The following is a 23,942-nucleotide window of genomic DNA, read 5'->3' as shown; positions in this document are numbered from 1 at the left end:
AGGTTTTAAGTTTGTTTGACCGTTATGATGCCGGTGAGCAGGCCGTACTGGTACACATCTATTTTTCCCAAGACCGGGATATGGAAGATTTGCAGGAATTCGAAACCCTGGTCTCTTCTGCGGGTGTCGAAGCGCTGCGAGTTGTTACCGGTAGCCGAAAAGCGCCCCATCCAAAATATTTCGTCGGTGAAGGAAAGGCTGTAGAAATTGCAGAGGCGGTAAAAGCCAGCGGTGCATCGGTGGTGCTGTTTGATCACGCCCTTAGCCCGGCCCAGGAACGAAACCTGGAAGCCCTTTGTGAATGCCGCGTCATCGACCGTACAGGTCTGATCCTGGATATCTTTGCCCAACGCGCCCGTACCCATGAAGGTAAATTGCAGGTGGAGCTGGCACAGCTTCGCCATCTGGCCACTCGTCTTGTACGGGGCTGGACTCACCTTGAACGCCAGAAAGGCGGTATTGGCCTGCGCGGTCCGGGTGAAACGCAGCTGGAAACAGACCGTCGTTTACTGCGCAACCGTATTACGCTGATTCTCTCGCGTCTTGAGCGCGTGGCGAAACAGCGCGAACAGGGGCGTCAGGCGCGTAATAAGGCCGATGTGCCTACCGTCTCACTGGTGGGATATACCAACGCCGGAAAATCCACGCTGTTTAACCGCCTGACCTCGGCGGAGGTTTATGTCGCTGACCAGCTGTTTGCCACGCTGGATCCGACGCTGCGGCGTGTTGACGTTGAAGATGTCGGCGAAGTGGTGCTGGCGGATACCGTTGGGTTTATTCGTCATTTGCCGCATGATTTAGTCGCGGCATTTAAAGCCACGTTGCAGGAAACGCGCGAAGCAACGCTTTTAATCCACGTGATTGATGCTTCTGACCTGCGTGTTGATGAAAATATTGAAGCCGTTGAAGAGGTGCTGGAAGAGATCGAATCCAATGAGATCCCCACGCTTCAGGTGATGAATAAGATCGACATGCTCGAAGAGTTTGTGCCGAGAATCGATCGTGATGAAGAGAATTTGCCGGTCCGCGTCTGGCTTTCCGCCCAGACGGGAGAGGGGATTTCGCTGCTGTTCCAGGCGCTGACCGAGCGGCTGGCGGGCGAAATTGCGCAGTATGATTTGCGTCTGCCGCCAGAAGCCGGGCGGTTACGCAGCCGTTTTTATCAGCTTCAGGCGATAGAAAAAGAGTGGAACGAAGACGATGGTAGCGTAAGTTTACAGATACGCATGCCAATCGTTGACTGGCGTCGACTGTGTAAACAGGAACCGACGCTGGTGGATTACATTGTTTGACTGATTTTGCCTGACACGCGTATCCCGGCCTTGGGATACCACCGCACACACAATTATATGGAGTATAAACATGGCGTGGAATCAGCCCGGGAATAACGGACAGGACCGCGACCCGTGGGGGAGCAGCAATAATCAAGGCGGCAACTCTGGGGGAAATAAGGGTGGGCGCGATAAGGGGCCTCCTGATTTGGATGATATTTTTCGTAAGCTGAGCAAAAAGCTTGGCGGTTTTGGCGGTGGTAAAAACGACAACAGCGGCGGGCAATCTGGTCCCAATCGCAGTGGTCGTCTGATTGGTATTGTCGTGGTTGCGGCGGTAGTGATTTGGGCCGGTAGCGGTTTCTACACCATCAAAGAAGCGGAACGCGGTGTGGTAACACGCTTCGGTAAATTCAGTCATCTGGTTGAGCCAGGTCTTAACTGGAAACCGACCTTTGTCGATCAGGTCCGTGCGGTGAACGTGGAGGCGGTGCGCGAGCTGTCGGCTTCCGGCACCATGTTGACCTCTGATGAAAACGTTGTACGCGTTGAAATGAACGTGCAGTACCGCGTCACTAACCCTGAGCGTTACCTGTTTGCGGTAACCAGCGCGGATGACAGCTTGCGTCAGGCAACGGACAGCGCGCTGCGTGGCGTTATTGGCCGTTCAACCATGGACCGGATCCTGACCGAAGGCCGTACCGTGGTGCGTAGCGAAACCCAGCGCGAGCTGGAAGAGACTATCCGTCCTTACGATATGGGCATCACGCTGCTGGATGTTAACTTCCAGACGGCACGTCCACCGGAAGATGTTAAGGCGTCGTTCGATGATGCTATTGCCGCGCGTGAAAACCGCGAGCAGTCTGTCCGTGAGGCTGAAGCCTATGCCAATGACAAACTGCCACGCGCCCGTGGTGATGCGCAGGGGATTTTAGAAAAAGCCCGTGCCTATAAAGCGCGCGTCACGCTGGAAGCTCAGGGTGAAGTGGACAGCTTTGCCCGCATCCTGCCGGAATATAAGGCCGCGCCGCAGATTACCCGTGAACGTCTCTATATCGAGACCATGGAACGCGTGCTGGGTCATACCCGTAAGATTCTGGTTAATGATAAAGGCAACAGCCTGATGGTGCTGCCACTGGATCAGATTATGCGTGGACAGACTGGTGGAACAACGAGTAATAACCGGGACGGCGGCAGCAGCCTGCTGCGTATGCCACCAGCGAACAGTAACGATCGCGCCAGTGGCAGTTCGTCGTTCAGCCCGGACGACATCATGGATCAGCGCCGGGTGAATGCTCAGCGTAACGATACCCAGCGCGAAGGGAGAGATTAAGCGATGCGTAAGCCATTAATCGTTGTATTGATTGTTGTGCTGGTGGTGCTTTACGCGTCACTGTTTGTGGTGCAGGAAGGCCAGCGTGGCATTGTGATGCGCTTCGGCAAAGTTCTGCGTGATGATGAAAACAAACCGCTGGTCTATGCGCCAGGTCTGCACTTCAAGATCCCGTTCCTGGAATCCGTGAAGTCGCTGGACGCCCGTATTCAGACCATGGATAACCAGGCCGACCGTTTCGTCACCAAAGAGAAGAAAGATCTGATCGTCGATTCCTATATCAAATGGCGTATCAGCGACTTCAGCCGTTACTATCTGGCCACGGGCGGCGGCGACGTCTCTCAGGCGGAAGTGCTGCTGAAGCGTAAGTTCAGTGACCGTTTGCGTTCTGAAATTGGTCGCCTGGACGTGAAGGATATCGTTACTGATTCCCGTGGCCGTCTGACTACCGATGTGCGTGATGCGCTGAATACCGGTAGTGCAGGTCAGGATGATGATGTGGCGACGCCTGCGGCAGATGATGCTATCGCGTCAGCAGCGGCACGTGTTGAGCGTGAAACGACCAGCAACGAGCCAGCTATCAATCCAAACAGCATGGCGGCATTAGGGATTCAGGTTGTGGATGTGCGCATCAAGCAGATTAACCTGCCGACCGAAGTCTCCGATGCTATCTATGCCCGTATGCGTGCTGAGCGTGAATCTGTGGCCCGTAGCCAGCGTGCTCAGGGTGCGGAAGAAGCAGCCAAAGTCAGAGCGCAGGCGGACTATGAAGTGGAGCGTACGCTGGCAGAAGCACGTCGCCAGGCGCTGATCACTCAGGGTGAAGGGGATGCCGAAGCGGCCAAACTGTTTGCTGACGCCTTCAGTCAGGACCCGGACTTCTACGCCTTCATTCGTAGCCTGCGTGCCTATGAAAACAGCTTCAACAGCAACCAGGATGTGATGGTGCTCAGCCCGGACAGCGATTTCTTCCGCTTTATGAAATCGCCTTCTAACGCCACCCGCTAAGAATCTGTTATAAAGCAAGGGGCCGGATTTTCCGGCCCCTTTTTTTATGCTTATCAGCGGAAAACAGAATGAACCCAACCATTTGGATGGCGCTGGCCTTAGTGCTGGTTTTAGAAGGTCTGGGCCCGGTACTGCTGCCGCGTATCTGGCGACGGATGATATTATCGATGGCGCAGTTACCAGACACCCTGCTGCGCCGTTTTGGCGGTGGCCTGGTGGTAGCCGGCGCGGTGATCTACTACATGTTAAGTGCACACGGCGGCAGCTAAACGCAGGCAAAAAAGTCCGCAATCGTATGCTAAAAGAGCTGAAAGACGGGTTTTACGGTGGTAGAATCCATTTTTAAGCAATCGGTGATTTTGAGAAATGGGTAAGAACGTCGTCGTACTGGGCACCCAATGGGGTGACGAAGGTAAAGGTAAGATTGTTGACCTCCTGACTGAACGTGCAAAATATGTTGTGCGCTATCAGGGCGGCCATAACGCTGGCCATACGCTAGTCATCAACGGTGAGAAAACCGTCCTCCATTTAATTCCATCAGGCATTCTGCGTGAAAACGTGACCAGCATCATCGGCAACGGTGTGGTGCTCTCTCCGGCTGCGCTGATGAAAGAGATGAAAGGTCTGGAAGATCGCGGCTTCCCGGTACGTGAACGTCTGTTTATTTCTGAAGCCTGCCCGTTGATCCTCGAATATCACGTCGCGCTGGACGTGGCGCGTGAGAAAGCGCGTGGTGCGAAAGCGATCGGGACTACCGGTCGGGGTATCGGCCCTGCTTACGAAGATAAAGTGGCCCGCCGTGGCCTGCGCGTAGGCGATCTCTTCAACAAGGAAACCTTCGCCACAAAACTGAAAGAAGTGATGGAATATCACAACTTCCAGCTGGTGAACTACTACAAAGAAGAAGCGGTTGATTACGACAAAGTGCTGAGCGATGTGCTGGCAATTGCCGACATCCTGACCGGCATGGTGGTTGACGTTTCTGAACTGCTGGATGGCGCGCGTCAGCGCGGCGATCTGATCATGTTTGAAGGGGCGCAGGGTACGCTGCTGGATATCGACCATGGCACCTATCCCTATGTGACCTCCTCCAACACCACAGCAGGCGGCGTGGCAACGGGTTCAGGCATTGGTCCACGTTATGTGGATTACGTACTGGGTATCGTTAAAGCCTACTCAACCCGCGTAGGTGCAGGTCCTTTCCCGACGGAATTATTCGACGAAACGGGCGAATTCCTCTGCGCGCAGGGTAACGAGTTCGGCGCTACCACGGGCCGTCGTCGTCGTACCGGCTGGCTGGATGCGGTTGCCGTGCGTCGTGCGGTGCAGATCAACTCCCTTTCTGGTTTCTGCATGACCAAACTGGACGTGCTGGATGGCCTGAAAGAGGTGAAGATCTGCGTGGCTTACCGTATGCCGGATGGCCGTGAAGTCACCACTACCCCGCTGGCAGCAGAAGGTTGGGAAGGGATCGAACCCATTTACGAAAGCATGCCTGGCTGGTCTGAAACCACCTTTGGCGTGAAGACGCTGGAAGGCCTGCCGCAGGCCGCGCGTGATTACATTAAGCGTGTAGAAGAAGTGACCGGCGTGCCGGTTGACATCATCTCTACCGGTCCGGATCGTAGCGAAACCATGATCCTGCGCGACCCGTTTGACGCATAATGTTAAAAAAGGCCGGGTCTTGCCCGGCCTTACTCTTCGGTCTGCGCTTCCCGCCTTATTTCTCATTATCAACGCTTGCTTAAATAAAATGGCCTCAAACGCAGAGGCTGGTTTATCATCATTGATAACTCACTCATTTTGAGCGGATTACGGCATCGCTTCTGGCATCAGCCAGACTTCTGAGGTTACTGTGCAGCTAACGAGTTTTACCGACTATGGTCTACGTGCGCTGATCTATCTGGCCGCTCTGCCTGCGGGCCAGATGGCCAGTATTACTGAAGTGACAGAAGCCTATGGCGTTTCACGTAATCATATGGTCAAAATCATCAATCAGCTCAGTCGGGCTGGCTATGTTGCGGCGGTACGCGGCAAGAATGGCGGCATCCGCTTAGGTAAACCGGCGGCGGAAATTGTGATTGGCCAGGTAGTCCGCGATATGGAACCCCTTCAGATAGTAAACTGTGGCCCCTGTCTTATCAGCCCGGCCTGCCGCCTGAAAAAGGCGCTGCACGATGCGGTACAGAGTTTTCTGACCGTTTTGGATGGCTACACGCTGGCAGATCTGCTGGAAGATAACCATCCGCTCTACAAATTATTGCTGGTTGAACACGCTTCACTCAGCAGTTGATGACAACGGAGGAACCGCTATGTCAAAAGATCCTTTTAAGGAACGGGAAGCTGAAAAATATGATAATCCCATTCCCAGTCGCGAATTTATTCTGGCTCATCTGGATAAACGCGAAAAACCTGCCAGCCGTGAAGAGCTGGCTGAAGAACTTTCCATCTCTGGCGAAGAGCAGACTGAAGCCTTACGCCGCCGCCTGCGCGCCATGGAGCGTGATGGCCAGCTGGTCTTCACCCGTCGCCAGTGCTATGCCCTGCCAGAGCGACTCGATCTGCTGCGCGGAAAGGTAATCGGCCACCGCGACGGCTTTGGCTTCCTGCGGATTGAAGGCAGCAAAGACGATCTCTATCTCTCTGCTGAGCAGATGAAAATGTGTATGCATGGCGATGTGATCCTGGCTCAGGCTATGGGCGCAGATCGTAAAGGTCGCCGTGAAGCCCGTGTGGTCAGGGTTCTTGAGCCGCGTAACAGCCAGATTGTTGGTCGCTACTTCACCGAAGCTGGCGTGGGCTTTGTGGTGCCAGACGACAGCCGCCTGAGCTTTGATATTCTGCTTCCTGCTGAAGATCTGATGGGCGCGCGGATGGGCTATGTGGTGGTGGTGGAGCTGGTTCAGCGTCCTACCCGCCGCAGCAAGGCCGTGGGTAAAGTCGTGGAGGTGCTGGGTGATAACATGGGCACCAGCATGGCGGTGGAGATGGCGCTGCGTACCCACGATATTCCGCACACCTGGTCTCCGGAACTGGAAAACCAGATCGCTAAACTGAAAGAAGAAGTGCCGGAAGAAGCCAAAGCGGGCCGTGTGGATCTGCGCGATCTGCCACTGGTCACCATTGATGGTGAAGATGCCCGTGACTTCGATGATGCCGTCTTCTGTGAACGCAAACGCGGCGGTGGCTGGCGTCTCTGGGTAGCTATTGCCGACGTAAGCTATTACGTCCGTCCGGGCACGCCGCTTGATGACGAAGCGGTCAACCGTGGCACCTCGGTCTACTTCCCATCCCAGGTGGTGCCGATGCTGCCTGAAGTGCTCTCAAATGGCCTCTGCTCTCTGAACCCGCAGGTTGATCGTCTCTGTATGGTCTGTGAGATGACCATCTCCGCTACCGGTAAATTAACCGGTTACAAGCATTATGAAGCGGTGATGAACTCCTGGGCGCGTCTGACCTACAACAAAGTGTGGAGCATTTTGCAGGGTGATCAGGAGCTGCGCGAGCAATATCAGCCGCTGGTTAAAGACCTGGAAGAGCTGCACCGCATGTACCTGGTACTGGAGAAGTCTCGCGAGCAGCGCGGCGGTATTTCGTTTGAAAGCGACGAGGCCAAATTTGTCTTTAACGCCGAACGCCGTATTGAGCGCGTTGAACAGGTTTCCCGCAATGACGCGCACAAGCTGATTGAAGAGTGCATGATCCTGGCGAACATCGCCTCTGCCCGTTATGTTGAGAAAAATAACGAGCCGGCCCTGTTCCGTGACCACGACCGCCCAAGCGAAGAGAACATCAAGAGCTTCCGCTCCGTGCTCAACGAGCTGGGTCTGACGCTGGGAGGTGGCAACAAACCGCATCCGCTGGACTATGCCGAGCTGCTGAAGCAAATCTCCAGCCGTACCGATGCCGAGATGCTGCAAACAATGCTGCTGCGCTCCATGAAGCAGGCGGTGTATGACCCGGAAAACCGTGGTCACTTCGGCCTGGCGCTGGCTTCTTATGCGCACTTTACCTCGCCTATCCGTCGCTACCCGGATCTGCTGCTGCACCGCGCCATCAAGTATCTGCTGGCGAAAGAGAACGGCACGCTGGAAGGGAATACCACGCCGACCGGCGGCTTCCATTACGAGCTGCCGCAGATGCTGCAATTAGGTCAGCACTGCTCAATGACCGAGCGCCGTGCCGACGAAGCCACCCGCGACGTGGCCGACTGGCTGAAGTGTGACTTTATGCATGACCACGTGGGTGAAACCTTCCCCGGTGTGATCTCAAGCGTTACCGGTTTTGGCTTCTTTGTTCGCTTAACCGATCTGTTTATCGACGGTCTGGTGCATGTCTCCACGCTGGACAATGATTACTACCGCTTCGATGCGGTAGGGCAGCGTCTGATTGGTGAGTCCGGCGGTAAAACTTATCGTCTGGGCGATACGGTAGAAGTGCGTGTGGAAGCGGTGCATATGGACGAGCGCAAAATTGATTTTGCGATGGTCTCCAGCAGCCGTAAACCGCGTGGCGAAGGCAAAACAGAGCGCGACCGGGCTAAAAAAGGCGGTTCCTCTAACAGCGGCAAACGTCGTCAGGCCCCGCGAAAAGGCAATTTTGAGCCAGACAGCGCTTTCCGTGAGCCTAAGGCCAAAGATGAGAGTGCAGAGGCGGGAGCCAAAAAAGAGAAAAAGCCGAGAAAGCCTGCGGAGAGAAACCGTAAAAGCACCTCTGGCAGCCGTACACGCCGTGCGCCAAAGAAAAAAACGGATAATCCGGTCTGAGCCTCATTACCGCTTAAGACCTGGCCACACAGAGCGAGGGTATTACGCTCTGTGAGCCAGAGAATCATCAGGGGGGCAGAGTAACTTTCTGCCCCTCTCTACAACGCATGATGGACCCCGTTCCGCACGCGCACAAAGACCAACTGAGTAACCGATCAATGAGTGAAATTGTATTTGGGATCCATGCCGTAAAGGCGCTGCTGGAGAGCGATCCTCAACGTTTTCAGGAAGTGTTTATCCTGAAAGGGCGTGATGATAAACGTTTGCAGCCGCTGGTAAAAGAGCTGGAAGCGCAGGGCATTGTGGTGCAGATGGCAAATCGCCAGTGGCTGGACAGCCAGGTAGAAGGGGGCGTGCATCAGGGCATCGTGGCCCGCGTGAAGCCTGGTCGTCAGTATCAGGAAAATGACCTGCCGGCTCTGCTGGAAAGTCTGGCTTCGCCGTTCCTGCTGATCCTTGACGGTATCACCGACCCGCACAATCTGGGTGCCTGCCTGCGTAGCGCGGATGCCGCTGGGGTACATGCGGTTATCGTCCCCCGCGATCGTTCTGCCCAACTGAATGCCACGGCGAAAAAAGTTGCCAGCGGCGCGGCAGAAAATGTTCCCCTGATCCGCGTAACGAATCTGGCCAGAACCATGCGTGTTCTACAGGAAGCGAACGTGTGGATCGTCGGAACAGCTGGCGAAGCCGATCACGATCTCTATCAGAGCAAAATGACCGGCCCGATGGCGCTGGTGATGGGCGCAGAGGGCGAAGGGATGCGCCGTCTGACCCGTGAGCACTGTGATGAGCTGATCAGCATTCCAATGGCGGGCAGCGTCTCTTCGCTGAATGTCTCTGTCGCGACGGGCGTTTGCCTGTTTGAAGCGGTACGCCAGCGCCGTAAATAACAGTACCGGGGCGTGACCTGCGCCCCGAATTCCCTCTCTTTTCCTCGCCAGTTCTGCTCTGTCACGCATAATCACGGTGTGTTTGTGTGAATGAAAAGGATGGCGCAATGGAGTGGAAAACCCATACCGTTTTTAATCAACCCCTTCCTCTGGCGAACAGCAACCTGTTTCTCTCCGATACGCCGCTGCGTGAGGCCGTACTGCGTGAGGGCGCGGGCTGGGATGCCGATCTGCTCACCTCTGTTGGACAACAATTAGGCAGCGCAGAGTCGCTGGAACTGGGGCGGCTGGCGAACATCTACCCGCCTGAGCTGCTGCGTTTTGACGCCAGGGGTGAACGGCTGGATGAGGTGCGTTTTCATCCTGCCTGGCATTTGCTGATGCAGGGACTCTGTGCCAATCGCGTACATAACCTTCCATGGCAGGAAAACGCGCCCGCAGCGGCCTTTGTGGCCCGCGCGGCCCGCTTTATCGTGCATGGGCAGGTTGAGGCGGGCAGCCTTTGCCCCATCACCATGACCTTTGGAGCAATACCTCTGTTGCAAAAGCACCTTCCCGCGCCTTTTCAGGCGTGGCTGAAGCCACTGCTTTCGGATCGCTATGATGCGCATTTGCAGGAAGCGCCACTGAAAAAAGGGGTGTTGATCGGCATGGGAATGACCGAGAAGCAGGGCGGTACGGATCTGCTGAGTAATACCACCAGAGCTGAACCAGCCGGGTCCCGTGGCAATGGCGAGTGCTACCACCTTACCGGGCATAAATGGTTCTTCTCGGTACCCCAAAGTGATGCTCACCTGGTGCTGGCGCAGGCGAAAGGCGGTTTATCCTGCTTTTTCATGCCGCGCCTGCTGCCTGGCGGCGAAAGAAATGCGGTGCATATTGAACGGCTGAAAGCGAAGCTGGGTAACCGCTCCAATGCCAGCAGCGAGGTGGAGTTTTTTAATGCCAGCGGCTGGCTGATTGGCGAAGAGGGGGAAGGCATCCGTCAGATCCTGAAAATGGGCGGCTATACCCGTTTCGATTGCGCGCTGGGCAGTCACGCAATGATGCGACGGGCCTTTTCGGTCGCGCTTTATCATGTGCATCAACGCCAGGTGCTGGGCAAAAAACTTGTGGATCAGCCGCTGATGAGGCAGGTTTTATGTTCTCAGGCTTTGATGCTGGAAGGACAGACCGCCATGCTGATGCGCCTTGCCCGCGCCTGGTCGTTTAATCAGAATGAGCAAGAGAAACTCTTCAGCCGGCTGTTTACTCCCGTAGCCAAGTATGTGGTCTGTAAACAAGGCAGCGCCTTTGTTGCCGAGTCGATGGAGGTGCTGGGCGGCATCGGCTATTGCGAAGAGAGTGAGCTGCCGCGCCTCTATCGTGAGATGCCGGTAAACAGCATCTGGGAAGGATCTGGAAACGTTATGTGCCTGGATGTGCTGCGGGTAGTGGCCAGACAGCCGGGCGTAACAGAGATGCTCTGTGCGGAATTTGATGCGGTGAAAGGGCAGAATCGTCATTACGACAGCCTGTGGCGTCAGACAAAGCTCTGGCTGCGTAAGCCACAGGAGGCACAGGCCAGAAGCCTGTGTGAAGCGCTGTTTGCTCTTGCCTGCGGTGCGCAGGTGATGACCCATCTGGAACCGGGTCTGGCGGACGCATGGTGCCGCCAGATGCTCGATGTCAGAGGCCACACCTCTGTGCCGGAAAGTGTAGCCGCGCGCCTGCTACTGCGCGCCACCGGTGGTTGAAGGGCCGTAAAGAATGGCGCTGGCGTACCAGAGGCCCGGCATCACGGTTTCGCTGACCATCTGAATGTAGTAGTAGCTCGCGCCAGCCTGGTTGGCCTTAGCCGCTATCGCCCGTTGCGCATCGTCTGGCGATCCCCGTTCATTAACGGTGATGGAGCCAAGTTTGGTAAGCGTCAGGCTTTGCGCGCGGCTGACCTCCTGGGCCTGTGATGTTGGCGGCGGCGGAGATTCAGGTTTCGTTTTAAACTGGCTACAGCCAGCGGTCAGCAAAACAAACAGTAAGATGACTACACGGCTCATGGCGGCTCCTCCAGTGGGATAGCTAAAAGTGTAAACTATCCCACCGAATTTAGCCTTTAAGCGTAAATACGCTGACCAGATCCGTCAGATGATGCCCTTTGCGACTCAGCTCCTGCGCCGTTGCTTCAGAAGTGGAAACCAGCTCGGTGTTCTGGTGCGTGGCCTGGCCAATCTGGTTCATGGCAATGTTCACCTGTCCGATGCCGGCCGACTGCTCTTTCGAGGCGACGTTGATTTCGCTCATCAGCACTTTAACCTGCCCGATGCGCCCCACAATATCCTCCATCACCTGACGCGTTTGCTCGGAGAGATCGTGACCCTGAACCACTTTGCTCAGCGAGTTTTCGATTAATCCGTCAATCTCTTTTGCCGCCTGCGCACTGCGCTGCGCCAGCGCCCGGACTTCTGCCGCGACCACGGCAAAACCTTTACCATGTTCGCCCGCGCGTGCGGCTTCCACGGCTGCGTTAAGCGCCAGAATATTGGTCTGGAAAGCGATAGACTCAATCACATGGGTGATGTCAGCAATGCTCTGTGAGGCGCTCTTGATATCGGTCATGGTTCCCACCGAGCGCGACACGGTTTCACCGCCGTTGGTCACCGCTGAGGCGGCTTCATCTACCAGAGTCAGAGCCTGAGAGACGTTGGCCGCGTTCTGCGCCACCGTTGCGCTAAGCTGCTCCATGCTGGCTGAGGTTTCTTCCACGCTGCTGGCCTGGCGGGAGATCTGTTCGCTGATATTCTCGCTACTCAGCGCGATAGCATCGGTACCGGTGCTGATCTCCTGTGCGGCTTCACGCACCTGAGCGACAATCTGCTCCAGTCCGTCACCAATGCCGTTGATGGCGATAATCAACTGGCCTACTTCGTCATGACGGCGGGTATCCAGCGTGGCCAGCAGGTTGCCAGCGGCATAATGCCGGGCCAGCTCAATCACTTCCTGTAGCGGCTTGCTGATCCAGTTGCGCGTGGTGATAACAAAGCCCAGGGCGAAGACCAGCACCAGTGCGGCGCCAATCATCAGGAACAGATCGCGGGTGTGCTCAATGGGTGCCAGCAGGCTGGATTTGTTCACCTCGCCCAGAATGACCCAGTTCCACTCAGGCAGATGATGCCAGGTCATGATCTGTGTCGAGCCATCTTCATCAGGCGCTTCCACCATACCGCCCGGCGTGCTCAGCAACTGCTGCTGTAATGCTTCTGACCAGCGCGGCGTTTTCCCTTCTTCTGAAGGATGGAAAACAAATTTACCGTGGTTTTTGCCTGTAGCGTTATCCAGCACCACAAAATGCCCGGTTTCACCCAGCTTCTTACTCAGCACTTTCTGCCGGATTTCGGCATACTGTTTACTGATATCCACGCCCACAAACAGAATGCCAATGACCTTACCGCTGTCATCTTTGACTGGCTGATACTGCGTGATATAGCGCTTGCCAAAGAGCATGCTTACGCCCTGATAAATTTCTCCCTTCTGGATGCGTTTCCAGGCGGGACTGGCGTGATCCAGACGGGTGCCGATGGCCCGCTCCCCATCCTCTTTACGTAGCGAGGTGGAAATGCGCATAAAGTCATCGCCCGTACGCACAAAAATCGTGGAAATTGCGCCCGTGCGCTGCTGGAAGTCATCCACCAGAACCTGATCCAGGTTCAGAGTTTTCAGGCCCGCGCGCAGGGTTGGCGTCTGTTCAGCGCCAATGGCAACCTGCTGCGTTTCATCCAGCGTAAAGCGTTTGGGTAAAAAACTCTGGAAGAGAGCCGTATAATTGGCCACTTCTTCGCTAAGGGTACTGTTGAACATGGCCGCCATATCGCCGATACCGCCGACCTGGTTATCCATATTTTCCTGGGTTAATGTTTGCAGTTGCTTAGCGGCATTGTGCGTTAAGGCCAACGTCAGGATCAGTAAAAGCAGGGCGACACTGAGCGAGGTGATCACCGAGAGCTTTACGCCCAGGCTCCAGCGCCGAAATGAGAATTTATTCATGGGTGACCTGTTAATTTATTTAGGGGGTTGAATCGGTTAACGGCAACATTCATGAAACATTTAATTTTTAATTTTGTGAGCGGGCTAACCTTTTAGTGAATAAACCCAAATCCCAGTTCTTTGAGCTGGCCGCTTATCGCCATGTTCTCTACCGGAGGCTTAATGATTGAGATAGCGACAGACTCTTTTGCAGGCATTGAGTGTTTGCACGCCACACCAGCAGGAAAAGGCTCTGCGCCGCTGCCTACCCTGCTTTTCTGGCACGGATTTGCCTCATCGAAGGAGGTCTACGCCTATTTTGCTGTTGAACTGGCCAGGGCGGGATTTCGCGTTGTGATGCCAGATGCGGATATGCATGGTTCACGCTTCAACGGCGACACAGAGTTAAGGCTGACCCATTTCTGGGAGATCCTGAAAAGTAACATTGATGAGGTGCCGGCCATAGAAGAGGCGCTACGCGAGCAAAAGCTGGTGGAAGAAGGGCGATTTGCAGTGGCGGGTGCCTCAATGGGCGGCATGACCGCACTGGGCGCGATGGCGCGATACAGCCATATTACCAGCGTGGCCAGTATGATGGGGTCAGGCTATTTCATGTCGCTGTCACAGACGCTGTTTCCTCCGCTGGTGGCAAAAACGCCGCAACAGAAACAAGAGCTTGTTGAAAGAATGGCGCCGCTGGCAAGTTATGATGTCAGCGAACAGCTGGAGAAGCTCGCCAACCGGCCACTGCTGGTCTGGCACGGTGAAGCGGATGAAGTGGTGCCTGCGGCAGAGAGCTTCAGGTTAGAAAAGGCGCTGCGGGAAGCGAAACTCGATGCCAATCTGACGTTTATTACCGAACAGGGCGTTGGGCATCGCATCACGCCGCCCGCGCTGGCTGCGATAGCGGCTTTTTTTAAGCGCTATCTGTAGCCTTGTTTCGCTCAGGGCGGCGCATTACCCGTTCAGCAGGATCGGGCCGCTCCCGTTCAGGTAAACCCTGGCCGGGGGCCATGCCGTTCCGCCAATATCAACCCAGGTAATCAGGCTTTTAAAGCTGCCCGGAGAGCCGCTCTGCTGCGGTGGTTGGGGCTTTATGCGATGTTTTGTCTAACGGAGACGCAATCCGGTTTATATAGACGTAACTGTTCGCCGCGTTGCTGGTGTAGCTTTTCACCTGCTGCTCGCAGCCAGAGGTACTGGCAAGGGCGGATGTGGAAAGGAATAGACCGAGTAAAGTGGCGATTGCGATGGTTTTCATAGTGAACTCCACAATCAGATAACCCTCTGACGCTGACGTCAGAGGCGTGTCATAAGCAACAGTTAGAGTTTAGCCCCTTCCACGCTAAAAGGTATTAGTAATTCTTGCTGTTTTAGATCAGCTTTTTTGAATGACTTTTTTCTAACGGGTTGATCTGACTCACTAAGCACGAAAAGCCTGCTCCGGCCAGCGCCATGCTGACAAATAATTTACACCCCGCCGCGACTTTACCTTGAGTTTCCGCAGTGCCGCCAGTATGATTACGCGTCAATTTTTCAGCCGCATTCTCAGGTTGTGACCCAGTAAACAGTTTGGGCACAGCTTATAACGTTCCTTGCTTCCATGGGCCGCGGCTGACCCCGACAGGAGGCTGAATAATCCGTAAGGAGCAAATTCGATGCGTCATTACGAAATCGTATTTATGGTTCACCCTGACCAAAGCGAACAGGTTCCGGGCATGATCGAGCGTTACACTGGTGCTATCACTGGTGCAGAAGGCACGATCCACCGTCTGGAAGACTGGGGCCGTCGTCAGCTGGCTTACCCGATCAATAAACTGCACAAAGCACACTACGTTCTGATGAACGTGGAAGCTCCGCAGGAAGCGATCGATGAGCTGGAAACTAACTTCCGCTTCAACGACGCCGTTATCCGCAGCATGGTTATGCGCGTTAAGCACGCGGTAACTGAAGCATCTCCGATGGTTAAAGCGAAAGATGAGCGTCGTGATCGTCGCGAAGATTTTGCTAACGAAACCTCTGATGATGCAGATGCTGGGGATTCTGAAGAGTAATTGACCGTGACGGCTAACCGGTTGACGCTGTCTGGCACTGTGTGCAAGACGCCGATGCGTAAAATAAGCCCGTCAGGTATTCCACACTGCCAGTTCGTGCTTGAGCACCGTTCATCGCAGGTGGAAGCCGGTTTTACCCGGCAAGCCTGGTGTCGGATGCCGGTGATTATCAGCGGCAAAGCCCATCAGGCCCAAACTCTTAGTATAACGGTCGGCACGCACCTTACCGTTTCAGGCTTTATTAGCTGCCATCAAGGCCGCAATGGACTGAACAAAACGGTACTGCATGCCGAGCAGATTGAATTGATAGATTCTGGAGACTAGCCTAATGGCACGTTATTTCCGTCGTCGCAAGTTCTGCCGTTTCACCGCGGAAGGCGTTGTAGAGATTGATTACAAAGATATCGCTACGCTGAAAAACTACATTACCGAAAGCGGTAAAATTGTCCCGAGCCGTATTACCGGTACTCGTGCAAAATACCAGCGTCAGCTCGCTCGTTGCATCAAGCGCGCTCGCTACTTGTCCCTGCTGCCATATACCGATCGTCATCAGTAATTGGCCGCTGTCTATTAACGACTTTAAGAGGATAAGGTAATGCAAGTTATTCTGCTTGATAAAGTAGCAAACCTGGGCAGCCTGGGTGATCAGGTTAACGTTAAAGCGGGCTACGCTCGTAACTTCCTGGTTCCACAGGGTAAAGCTGTTCCTGCTACCAAGAAAAATGTTGAGTTCTTCGAAACACGCCGTGCAGAACTGGAAGCCAAACTGGCTGACGTTCTGTCTGCAGCTAATGCACGTGCTGAGAAAATCAACGCACTGGGCACCGTTACTCTCGCGTCTAAAGCAGGCGACGAAGGTAAACTGTTCGGTTCCATCGGTACCCGCGACATCGCTGACGCTGTAACTGCGGCTGGCGTTGAAGTGGCTAAGAGCGAAGTTCGTCTGCCGAACGGCGTTCTGCGCACCACCGGTGAGCACGAAGTGGACTTCCAGGTTCACAGCGAAGTCTTCGCTAAACTGATTGTAAACGTGGTTTCTGAAGCTTAATCGCTGAGGTTACTGCAAAAAAACGCCGGCCTTGTGCCGGCGTTTTTGTTTTTGTCCCCGCCGCTTATTGCGCGCGAACAAAGGAGCCATCTGGCTGACGGGTAAATAGTATCTGTCCGTTGTCAGTGTCCACCGTTAAGCCATTCACCACGCCCTGAGCATTCTGACGAATGCGAACAGCCTGTCCGGTTTGTAAATTGCTCAGCGGCTTATCGTCGCCCTCTACCCGTGCCATCGCAAACACATCATTGACCGACAGGTTATTATCGCGAAACAGCTGCGCCAGCGTTTGCCCTGAGGCAATCTCATAACTGTGCCATGTGCCCTGCGAATCGTTAGCCGATGGCGCTGGCGTTGAGGGCCTCTGTGTCGGCGCTTCTGGCTGTTCACTACTGAGTTCAGCCTGCATCGGTACGCTGGTCTCAGAAGAGTGGCCTGACGTCATCGCTGGCCGCTGGGGTGAAGATGCAGGCCAGAGAAAGGCCAGCAGCATCACCAGCAGTGAGAGGATGATACCGCGACGGTGGAAAGGCGGTAACGGATCCATCCAGCGCACAGACTCCGGCAGATGCCAAATCCAGCTGAACAAGTGCGGGATTCGTGATGATGAAGACGCTTTGGGCATGGGGTCCTCCTCCTGGCGCGAACCTCGCGCAAATAGTGAGCTTTTTACTACCCGGTTTAACCAACCGTTCAGAGAAAGCGACTGGCTTTTCCTTCGCCTGCGGGCAAGATGGCCCATGTTAACCTCGACTAAAATATAGCTGATAACGCATTGTGCGTGCGGAGTTTATTCCGCCCGTGGGATCCGGGTATTGTTTCCTTTTAACGGCGAAAAGTCACCTGAAGAAGATGCCATTTTACGCCCGATGTCTGCGCTGTTATGCTCTGCACTGGTTTTATCAATGATGAAAGGAAAATCCATGACTACCCCTTCTTTTGACAGCGTAGAAGCGCAAGCAAGTTACGGTATCGGTTTACAGGTTGGCCAGCAGCTGCTGGAATCTGGTTTGCAGGGTCTGCAACCAGAAGCATTGCTGGCTGGTCTGCGCGATGCGCTGGAAGGGAACGCCCCTGCTGTACCTGTAGATGTTGTTCACCGTGCGCTGCGCGAAGTTCATGAGCGTGCGGATGCTGTGCGTCGTGAGCGCCAGCAGGAAATGGCAGTTGAAGGTCAGAAATTCCTGGAAGAGAACATCAAGCGCGACGGCGTGAGCAGCACCGAGTCAGGTCTGCAATTCAGGGTGATTGCTCAGGGCGAGGGCGCAATCCCTTCCCGTCAGGACCGCGTACGCGTGCACTACACCGGCAAACTGACCGATGGCAGCGTATTCGACAGTTCAGTACAGCGCGGCGAGCCGGCTGAATTCCCGGTGAGCGGCGTGATCCCAGGTTGGATCGAAGCGCTGACGCTGATGCCAGTTGGTTCAAAGTGGGAGCTGGTTATTCCTCATGAACTGGCTTACGGCGAGCGTGGCGCAGGTGCCTCTATTCCTCCTTTCAGCACCCTGGTGTTTGAAGTGGAGCTGTTAGAGATCCTGTAAGATTCCGGGCCAGGTACGCCTGGCCCATCCCCCTTATTTTTGCAAATCTACCTGATAAAGAGCGAAGCCGATGTCATCCGTTCCTTTTTGCTGTAACGGATACTGCCCCTGCGCACGGATAAATTTTGCTGCTTTTTCACCGGGAGAGGTTTCAAAACGAATATCCAGCGGCGTACTGCTCGCAATATGCGCCAGCTTCCAGTTGTTATCCGCCTGCGGCTTCACTTCACCTTCTGCCCTGGTCTGCGCGCTGATATAGGCTGCGACGACGGAACGGTTCTCATCCGGTGAAGCAAAAGCAATATGGCTCTCCCCCGTTCCTGCAAATTTACCGCCATAGGCCCGGTAGTTATTCGTTGCTACCAGGAAGGTTGCCTGCGGGTCGATCGGCTTACCCTTAAAGGTCAGATCTCTGATACGTGAAGCCTTTTCGTTGCTCATCTGACATTCGGCATCGTATCTGGCCGGCTGCGTAACATCGATACGATAGTTAACGCCATCAATCACATCAAAATTGTAGGTACGGAAATCCCAGTTAATCAGCGACTGAGGCTGACTGTTGTGCGGATCGATCTGATTGAACTGGCCGGCAGAGCACTCCAGCCACTCTTTCACCTCTTTGCCACTGACTTTCAGCACTACCAGCGTGTTGGGATAAAGATAGAGATCGGCGGCGTTACGGAAGGTAAGGGGGCCTTTTTCCACCTCAACATAGCTGGAGGGATCGTTTTTCCGCCCTCCCGCTTTAAAGGGCGCTGCCGCCGACAGTACGGGCAGCGTGGCCAGATCGGGATCGCCCTGAATGTAATGCTGCACATAGTCCCGCTGGGCGTTGTTGACTATCTGCACGGTGGGATCATCCTGCACCAGCGACAGATAGCTGTACATGACATCAGCAGAGGTGCCGATAGGTTTGCTGACAAATTCGCGCGTCGCTTTATGATCCTGTTCCATCACCTTCAGCAGGGCCGGGTCTTCTGCGGCCAGCGACTTCTTCGCCGTTTTATCGTAGATCGGGCGGGCTTCTGCCCTGGCGCTGCTGACCTGCCAGCGCCCCTGCTGATTATCCAGCACCAGATCGACCACGCCCAGGTGATCGCCCCACATTCCCGGCATCACGGCGGGAATGCCGTTCAGCGTTCCCTGATTGATGTCCGCGCCCTTAATGCTGGCGAATTCCTGGCTGGGGAAAACGGCATGCGCATGGCCGAAAAGAATGGCATCGATACCCGGCACCTGGCTGAGGTAATAGACCGAGTTTTCAGCCATCGCTTTATAGGGGTCGCCAGAGAGACCGGAGTGGGGAATGGCGACCACGATATCGGCACCCGCTTTGCGCATCTCCGGCACCCATTTACGGGCAGTTTCAGTGATGTCGTTCACCGTTACCTTGCCGGTGAGGTTTGTTTTATCCCAGACCATAATCTGCGGCGGCACAAATCCAATGTAACCCACCTTAAGCTGGTGGGATTTCCCCTCTCTGTCGGTGACTGACACAGCTTTGATCAGCCAGGGAGTGAAAAGCGGCTTACCGGTTTTGACATCAATGATATTGGCATTGATATAAGGAAAGCGGGCGCCATTGATGGCTTTATGCAGATAATCGAGGCCGTAATTAAATTCATGGTTGCCCAGGTTGCCGACCGTATAATCCAGGGTGTTCATCGCCTTGTAGACAGGATGCACTTCGCCCTGTTGCAGGCCTTTGGCTGCCATATAGTCGCCAAGCGGGCTGCCCTGAATAATATCGCCGTTGTCGACCAGCACGCTGTTGGGGGCCTCTTTGCGGGCGGCTTCAATCAGCGTGGCCGTCCGCACCAGGCCAAATTTCTCGCTGGGCGAATCTTTGTAGTAGTCAAAATCCATCATATTGCTGTGCAGGTCTGTGGTTTCCAGCAGGCGGAAATCAACCGTAGCGGCGTTAAGCGAAGCTGCGACAAAAAGTGCCGAAAGGGATAGCGTGGTCTGAAAGGTTATTTTTCCGTAAAACATCATTTCTCCGTTAGACAGGGGCGACAGCGCACTAACATCGCAAAGTTTTGTGAACTTGTTACCTTGTGTCTTAAATAAATGTGATCAGCCACAAATATTTACTGCTAACCGGGCTGAGGGTAAAAAGCGGAGGTTACTGAACACCATATACATTATGCTGTTGATAATTAAGCTCTCTCTTTAGCTATCACAGCCTGCCTGTTCAGGAACTGGGAGCGAGGGGGATACTATCAGCTGCTATGATCGGTTAAGGTTTCAGCCATCGGTATGCAGGTACAGACTGGCCGGTAGTACGCGGTCTTAAGTTGCTAATCATGAGGTGTAAAATGTTAGACAAAATCTGCCAGCTGGCTCGGGAAGCGGGCGATGCGATCATGGTGGTGTATGACGGACAGGCGCCGCTTAATGTCTCTCACAAGTCAGATGATTCGCCGGTGACGGCGGCAGATATTGCTGCCCATCAGGTGATTGTTCAGGGACTTTCTGCACTTTCTCCAGAGATCCCGGTGTTATCGGAAGAGGATCCGCCGGGTTGGCAGGTACGCCAGCACTGGCAGCGCTACTGGCTGGTCGACCCCCTTGATGGCACCAAAGAGTTTATCAAGCGTAACGGTGAGTTCACGGTGAATATCGCTCTGATTGAGCAGGGCAAACCGGTGCTGGGCGTGGTCTATGCCCCGGTACTGGGCGTTATGTACTCCGCAGCGGAGGGCAAAGCGTGGAAAGAAGAGGGTGGAAACCGTGAGCAGATTCAGGTTCGGGAAGCCCGTCCGCCGCTGGTGGTGATAAGCCGTTCCCATTCGGACACTGAGCTGGAGGATTATCTCAGCCAGCTGGGTGAGCACCAGACCACGGCGATAGGCTCTTCGCTGAAGTTCTGCCTGGTGGCGGAAGGGAAAGCGCAGCTCTATCCCCGCTTCGGGCCGACCAATATCTGGGATACCGGTGCAGGACATGCTGTTGCAGTAGCGGCAGGCGCGCACGTTCATGACTGGCAGGGTAAGGATCTGGATTATGCTCCACGCGAATCCTTCCTGAACCCTGGCTTCCGCGTTTCGATTTTCTGACAGTTAAGTGCGTGACTGGCAATTTTTGAAAGATGCACCAACTGGAAAGAGTAAAGGCCATCTGGTCTGGATATATCAGGCGCCCGGAGTCTGTCATCTGAGTTGCATGGTCGAAGAGAGTGGGCTGAACACAAAGAGGCAGGGGCTGTGAAGCGGCGTCCATGCCGCTCAGCCTTTGCTTATCAGCCCACTCTTTCCTCCCGACACGCTCAGTGTTGTCTGGCTGAAGGGCAGGCAGCGCCGCTGTTTTGCTTTTGTCCTTAGACTCCAGGCCCTGATCTCACCCTTTACTCCAGCAGCTTATGCACCAGCGCCACTACCTGCTTCACCTCTTCCTGCGTCAGCGCGCCATCCTTTGCAAAACGCACCTCACCCTTTTTATCCAGCACCACAATCGCGGAACCGCCATCCTCCAGCTGCCAGGCTTTTTTAGCCACGCCGTCACTGTCTACAATGAACTGCGACCAGGGAAACTGCTTCTTGTTGTTCTCAATGCTGCTGCGAACAAACATTCCCGTGCCGGGAATTGCATCATCGGTGTTAACCAGGGTAGTGGTCTGGTAACGATCGTGTGGAAATTTTGCTGACTTGATCGCTTCTATAAGCGAAGCGTTCTTCTCTTTGGATGACGAACGGCCAGCGATATGTTGAACCACCCGCACTTTGCCCGGCAATTTCGCACTGTTCCAGCGTTGATAGCTGAATTTATCCTGCTGCAATATCAGCTCCCCTTTATCAGAAATACCGATAGCGGGGAGGCGCTGACCCTCTTTAAAGGCATGCGCGCCAGCACTAAAGGGCAGGGAAAGTGAGATAAGAACAAAAAGTAAGCGAACAGCAGCCATTAGCCTCTCCTTTTAAGGTGATCAGACCAGTTGGTCATGTTCCTGCAATAATAAGCGCAGAAGATGCTGCTGTCGCATCGGGCTAACATCTTTGCAACACACTGCACAATTCGCTTTCAATTGAAGGTTTATACTGTTTGGCCATGTCGAAAGCAGAGAGTGCTCTGTCATGATGTGTAAAAACAGTAAAAAAACTCTTTTTTCGGACTTCAGGAAGGCGATGTTGGTCTATAGTGAATCCACTTTGCGCTGCAAGGATTCGTACCGAGATTGGACACGACGCAGCGCGCATCATTTTCAGGAGTATTAATCAGCATGAAGATCTTCCAGCGATACAACCCGCTGCAGGTAGCCAAATACGTAAAAACGCTGTTTCGCGGCAGGATATATATCAAAGACGTAGGCGCTTTCGAATTCGATAAAGGCAAGATCCTGATCCCACGAATTAAAGATAAGCAGCACTACAGCGTGATGTCAGAAGTGAACCGTCAGGTACTGCGCTTGCAGACCGAGTTCAACTAAAAAAATAAGGCGCGAATAATCGCGCCTTTTTGTTGTTCCCTGCCTTTACTCTTCAGTCGCTTCAGCCACTTTAGTGAGTACGGCCGCCGCCGCCGTTGGACGCGCATCAATGCGGGTTACCAGCAGCTGATCGATACGGTAGCTGTCAATATCTACCACCTCAAACTTATAGCCGTGGAACTTCACGAAATCGGTGCGTTTCGGGATTTTGCGCAGCATATACATCATGAAGCCGCCAATGGTTTCATAATTGCCGGACTGGGGGAATTCATCGATATCCAGCACGCGCATGACGTCGTCAATGGGCGTACCGCCCTCCACCAGCCAGGAATTCTCATCACGCGCCACAATCTGCTCTTCCATACCCTGGCCGACCAGATCGCCCATCAGCGTCGTCATCACGTCATTCAGCGTAATAATCCCCACCACCAGCGCGTACTCATTCATGATCACCGCAAAATCTTCACCGGCGGTTTTAAAGCTCTCCAGCGCCTCAGAGAGGGTCAGCGTATCCGGCACTATCAGCGCAGAGCGGATCTGTACGCCGCTGTTCAGCGCCAGGCTCTGGTGCCCCAGCACCCTTAACAGCAGCTCTTTTGAGTCGACGTAGCCAACAATATGGTCGATATCATCATTACAGACGAGGAATTTGGAATGAGGATGATTGGCGATCTTCTCCTTCAGGCTCTCTTCATCTTCATGCAGATTGAACCACACCACGTTTTCACGTGAGGTCATTGAAGAGGGAACAGTACGGGACTCCAGCTCAAACACGTTTTCAATCAGCTCATGCTCCTGTTTACGCAGTACGCCCGCCAGCGCCCCAGCTTCCACGATGGCATAGATATCGTCAGAGGTAATATCATCCTTGCGCACCAGCGGAATTTTAAACAGGCGAAAAATGATGTTAGCCCCGCCATTGAAGAACCAGACCAGAGGGCGAAAGATAAACAGGCAAAAGCGCATGGGGTTGATAATTTTCAACGCCACCACTTCAGGGGCGATCATTCCCAGACGTTTTGGGAAGAGATCGGCAAAAAGGATAAACAGGCTGGTGACCAGGGTAAAAGAGCAGATAAAGCTGAGCTGTTCAGCCAGGATCGGGTTAGTAAAACGTTCGAAAAGGGAGCGAAAAGCGGGAGAGAAGGCGGAATCGCCAACTATACCGCCTAAAATGGCCACTGCGTTAAGCCCGATTTGCACCACGGTAAAGAACATCCCTGGCGTTTCCTGCATCTTCATCACCCGCTGGGCATTAACATTGCCCGTATCGGCCAGCAGCTTCAGCTTAATTTTGCGCGCGGCGGCAAGCGAGATTTCTGAAAGAGAGAAAAATGAGCTGATCGCAATCAGCAGTACGATGACAAGCAAGCTGTCTAACATAAAACATCCATAAAATGGCCCGGTTCAGTGGCTATCAGGTGAAAGCGTTCGAAACCGGCCTTGAGTTGATTACTTGTCATTTTTGGCCTGGGCAGCGTAGGAAGATCTGCGAACGTCCTCTTCCGGTATGCGAAGCTCGGCTATCCGTGCCAAAAATGTCTGCGCCATCGGCTAAAGCCGGTGCAGAAGTCAGTTAACAGGCGGTAACAGCACCTGT

25 protein-coding genes are annotated in these 23,942 nt (G+C 54.2%); 17 read left to right on the top strand and 8 right to left on the bottom strand.

All coding sequences use genetic code 11. The features are described from left to right. Positions 1-11 precede the first annotated feature (11 nt). The 9 genes from hflX (at position 12) to AAH450_RS13560 (ending at position 11,007) form a co-directional block, all read left to right on the top strand. Positions 12-1,292 (top strand): ribosome rescue GTPase HflX, encoded by a 1,281-nt coding sequence (gene hflX, locus AAH450_RS13600; protein ID WP_342910694.1) that lies wholly within the window; start codon positions 12-14, stop codon positions 1,290-1,292. 70 nt (positions 1,293-1,362) lie between these two features. Further along, entirely contained in the window at positions 1,363-2,604 is a 1,242-nt protein-coding gene (hflK, locus tag AAH450_RS13595; protein ID WP_342910693.1) for an FtsH protease activity modulator HflK, read from the top strand. Between the two features lie 3 nt (positions 2,605-2,607). Continuing rightward, positions 2,608-3,612, top strand: coding sequence for a protease modulator HflC (gene hflC, locus AAH450_RS13590; RefSeq protein WP_318788555.1), 1,005 nt, complete (start codon positions 2,608-2,610; stop codon positions 3,610-3,612). Between the two features lie 68 nt (positions 3,613-3,680). Further along, complete coding sequence (locus AAH450_RS13585; RefSeq protein WP_342910692.1) at positions 3,681-3,881, top strand: DUF2065 domain-containing protein; 201 nt, start codon at positions 3,681-3,683, stop codon at positions 3,879-3,881. A gap of 97 nt (positions 3,882-3,978) precedes the next feature. Then, positions 3,979-5,277, top strand: a complete 1,299-nt coding sequence (locus AAH450_RS13580; protein WP_342910691.1) for an adenylosuccinate synthase — start codon at positions 3,979-3,981, stop codon at positions 5,275-5,277. Positions 5,278-5,467: 190 nt separating this feature from the next. Continuing rightward, positions 5,468-5,905, top strand: coding sequence for a nitric oxide-sensing transcriptional repressor NsrR (gene nsrR, locus AAH450_RS13575; protein ID WP_342910690.1), 438 nt, complete (start codon positions 5,468-5,470; stop codon positions 5,903-5,905). Positions 5,906-5,924: 19 nt separating this feature from the next. Continuing rightward, positions 5,925-8,378 carry a ribonuclease R gene (gene rnr, locus AAH450_RS13570; protein WP_342910689.1) on the top strand — a complete coding sequence of 818 codons (2,454 nt, stop codon included), beginning with the start codon at positions 5,925-5,927 and terminating at the stop codon, positions 8,376-8,378. Between the two features lie 158 nt (positions 8,379-8,536). Beyond that, the gene (gene rlmB / locus AAH450_RS13565) at positions 8,537-9,271 is read left to right on the top strand and encodes a 23S rRNA (guanosine(2251)-2'-O)-methyltransferase RlmB (protein WP_342910688.1); all 735 of its coding nucleotides are present in this window, start codon (positions 8,537-8,539) and stop codon (positions 9,269-9,271) included. A gap of 107 nt (positions 9,272-9,378) precedes the next feature. Beyond that, positions 9,379-11,007, top strand: a complete 1,629-nt coding sequence (locus AAH450_RS13560) for an isovaleryl-CoA dehydrogenase (protein WP_342910835.1) — start codon at positions 9,379-9,381, stop codon at positions 11,005-11,007. Here AAH450_RS13560 and bsmA read toward each other — a convergent pair. Together bsmA and AAH450_RS13550 are read right to left on the bottom strand one after the other, a co-directional pair. Beyond that, positions 10,984-11,307, bottom strand: coding sequence for a biofilm peroxide resistance protein BsmA (gene bsmA, locus AAH450_RS13555; RefSeq protein WP_342910687.1), 324 nt, complete (start codon positions 11,305-11,307; stop codon positions 10,984-10,986). The two genes, AAH450_RS13560 and bsmA, sit on opposite strands and share 24 nt — an antisense overlap. Positions 11,308-11,356: 49 nt before the next feature. Continuing rightward, positions 11,357-13,291 carry a methyl-accepting chemotaxis protein gene (locus AAH450_RS13550; RefSeq protein ID WP_342910686.1) on the bottom strand — a complete coding sequence of 645 codons (1,935 nt, stop codon included), beginning with the start codon at positions 13,289-13,291 and terminating at the stop codon, positions 11,357-11,359. A 162-nt stretch (positions 13,292-13,453) separates the two neighbouring features. Between AAH450_RS13550 and yjfP the strand changes: the two genes are divergently transcribed. Continuing rightward, positions 13,454-14,203, top strand: a complete 750-nt coding sequence (gene yjfP / locus AAH450_RS13545) for an esterase (protein ID WP_342910685.1) — start codon at positions 13,454-13,456, stop codon at positions 14,201-14,203. 118 nt (positions 14,204-14,321) lie between these two features. Here yjfP and AAH450_RS13540 read toward each other — a convergent pair whose 3' ends face one another. Both AAH450_RS13540 and AAH450_RS13535 read right to left on the bottom strand, forming a co-directional pair. Further along, positions 14,322-14,531, bottom strand: a complete 210-nt coding sequence (locus AAH450_RS13540; protein WP_306208377.1) for a hypothetical protein — start codon at positions 14,529-14,531, stop codon at positions 14,322-14,324. Between the two features lie 112 nt (positions 14,532-14,643). Further along, entirely contained in the window at positions 14,644-14,850 is a 207-nt protein-coding gene (locus AAH450_RS13535; protein ID WP_342910684.1) for a hypothetical protein, read from the bottom strand. 78 nt (positions 14,851-14,928) lie between these two features. Between AAH450_RS13535 and rpsF the strand changes: the two genes are divergently transcribed. From rpsF to rplI, 4 genes are read left to right on the top strand one after another with little or no spacing between them, the layout of a single operon-like run. Beyond that, positions 14,929-15,324 (top strand): 30S ribosomal protein S6, encoded by a 396-nt coding sequence (gene rpsF, locus AAH450_RS13530; RefSeq protein WP_318788565.1) that lies wholly within the window; start codon positions 14,929-14,931, stop codon positions 15,322-15,324. Positions 15,325-15,330: 6 nt separating this feature from the next. Then, positions 15,331-15,648 carry a primosomal replication protein N gene (gene priB / locus AAH450_RS13525; protein ID WP_318788919.1) on the top strand — a complete coding sequence of 106 codons (318 nt, stop codon included), beginning with the start codon at positions 15,331-15,333 and terminating at the stop codon, positions 15,646-15,648. 4 nt (positions 15,649-15,652) lie between these two features. Next, on the top strand, positions 15,653-15,880 hold the full coding sequence (gene rpsR / locus AAH450_RS13520; RefSeq protein ID WP_002210155.1) for a 30S ribosomal protein S18: 228 nt from the start codon (positions 15,653-15,655) through the stop codon (positions 15,878-15,880). A 39-nt stretch (positions 15,881-15,919) separates the two neighbouring features. Next, positions 15,920-16,372: a 50S ribosomal protein L9 gene (rplI, locus tag AAH450_RS13515; RefSeq protein ID WP_306208372.1), complete on the top strand. Its 453-nt coding sequence runs from the start codon at positions 15,920-15,922 to the stop codon at positions 16,370-16,372. Positions 16,373-16,436: 64 nt separating this feature from the next. Here rplI and AAH450_RS13510 read toward each other — a convergent pair whose 3' ends face one another. Further along, positions 16,437-16,997, bottom strand: coding sequence for an OapA family protein (locus AAH450_RS13510; RefSeq protein WP_342910683.1), 561 nt, complete (start codon positions 16,995-16,997; stop codon positions 16,437-16,439). 298 nt (positions 16,998-17,295) lie between these two features. On the opposite strand from AAH450_RS13510, the gene fklB reads away from it, so the two are divergent. Beyond that, complete coding sequence (gene fklB / locus AAH450_RS13505; protein WP_318788567.1) at positions 17,296-17,916, top strand: FKBP-type peptidyl-prolyl cis-trans isomerase; 621 nt, start codon at positions 17,296-17,298, stop codon at positions 17,914-17,916. A gap of 33 nt (positions 17,917-17,949) precedes the next feature. Here fklB and AAH450_RS13500 read toward each other — a convergent pair whose 3' ends face one another. Continuing rightward, positions 17,950-19,908 (bottom strand): bifunctional 2',3'-cyclic-nucleotide 2'-phosphodiesterase/3'-nucleotidase, encoded by a 1,959-nt coding sequence (locus AAH450_RS13500; RefSeq protein ID WP_342910834.1) that lies wholly within the window; start codon positions 19,906-19,908, stop codon positions 17,950-17,952. A gap of 326 nt (positions 19,909-20,234) precedes the next feature. Here AAH450_RS13500 and cysQ point away from each other — a divergent pair, with 326 nt between their 5' ends. After that, positions 20,235-20,975: a 3'(2'),5'-bisphosphate nucleotidase CysQ gene (gene cysQ / locus AAH450_RS13495; RefSeq protein WP_342910682.1), complete on the top strand. Its 741-nt coding sequence runs from the start codon at positions 20,235-20,237 to the stop codon at positions 20,973-20,975. A gap of 287 nt (positions 20,976-21,262) precedes the next feature. On the opposite strand, the gene AAH450_RS13490 is transcribed toward cysQ, so the two are convergent. Then, positions 21,263-21,820 (bottom strand): YtfJ family protein, encoded by a 558-nt coding sequence (locus tag AAH450_RS13490; protein WP_342910681.1) that lies wholly within the window; start codon positions 21,818-21,820, stop codon positions 21,263-21,265. Between the two features lie 315 nt (positions 21,821-22,135). Between AAH450_RS13490 and AAH450_RS13485 the strand changes: the two genes are divergently transcribed. After that, positions 22,136-22,342, top strand: coding sequence for a DUF1107 domain-containing protein (locus AAH450_RS13485; protein ID WP_246760837.1), 207 nt, complete (start codon positions 22,136-22,138; stop codon positions 22,340-22,342). 45 nt (positions 22,343-22,387) lie between these two features. Here the strand turns inward: AAH450_RS13485 and paeA are convergent, their stop codons facing one another. Further along, a complete protein-coding gene (gene paeA / locus AAH450_RS13480; RefSeq protein ID WP_342910680.1) occupies positions 22,388-23,725 on the bottom strand; it encodes a polyamine export protein PaeA in 1,338 nt (445 codons plus the stop codon). Between the last annotated feature and the right edge of the window lie 217 nt (positions 23,726-23,942).

The sequence above is a fragment of the Erwinia magellanica genome (assembly GCF_039023495.1).
Taxonomy (GTDB): domain Bacteria; phylum Pseudomonadota; class Gammaproteobacteria; order Enterobacterales; family Enterobacteriaceae; genus Erwinia.
This window is presented reverse-complemented; position numbering and strand designations above follow the sequence as displayed.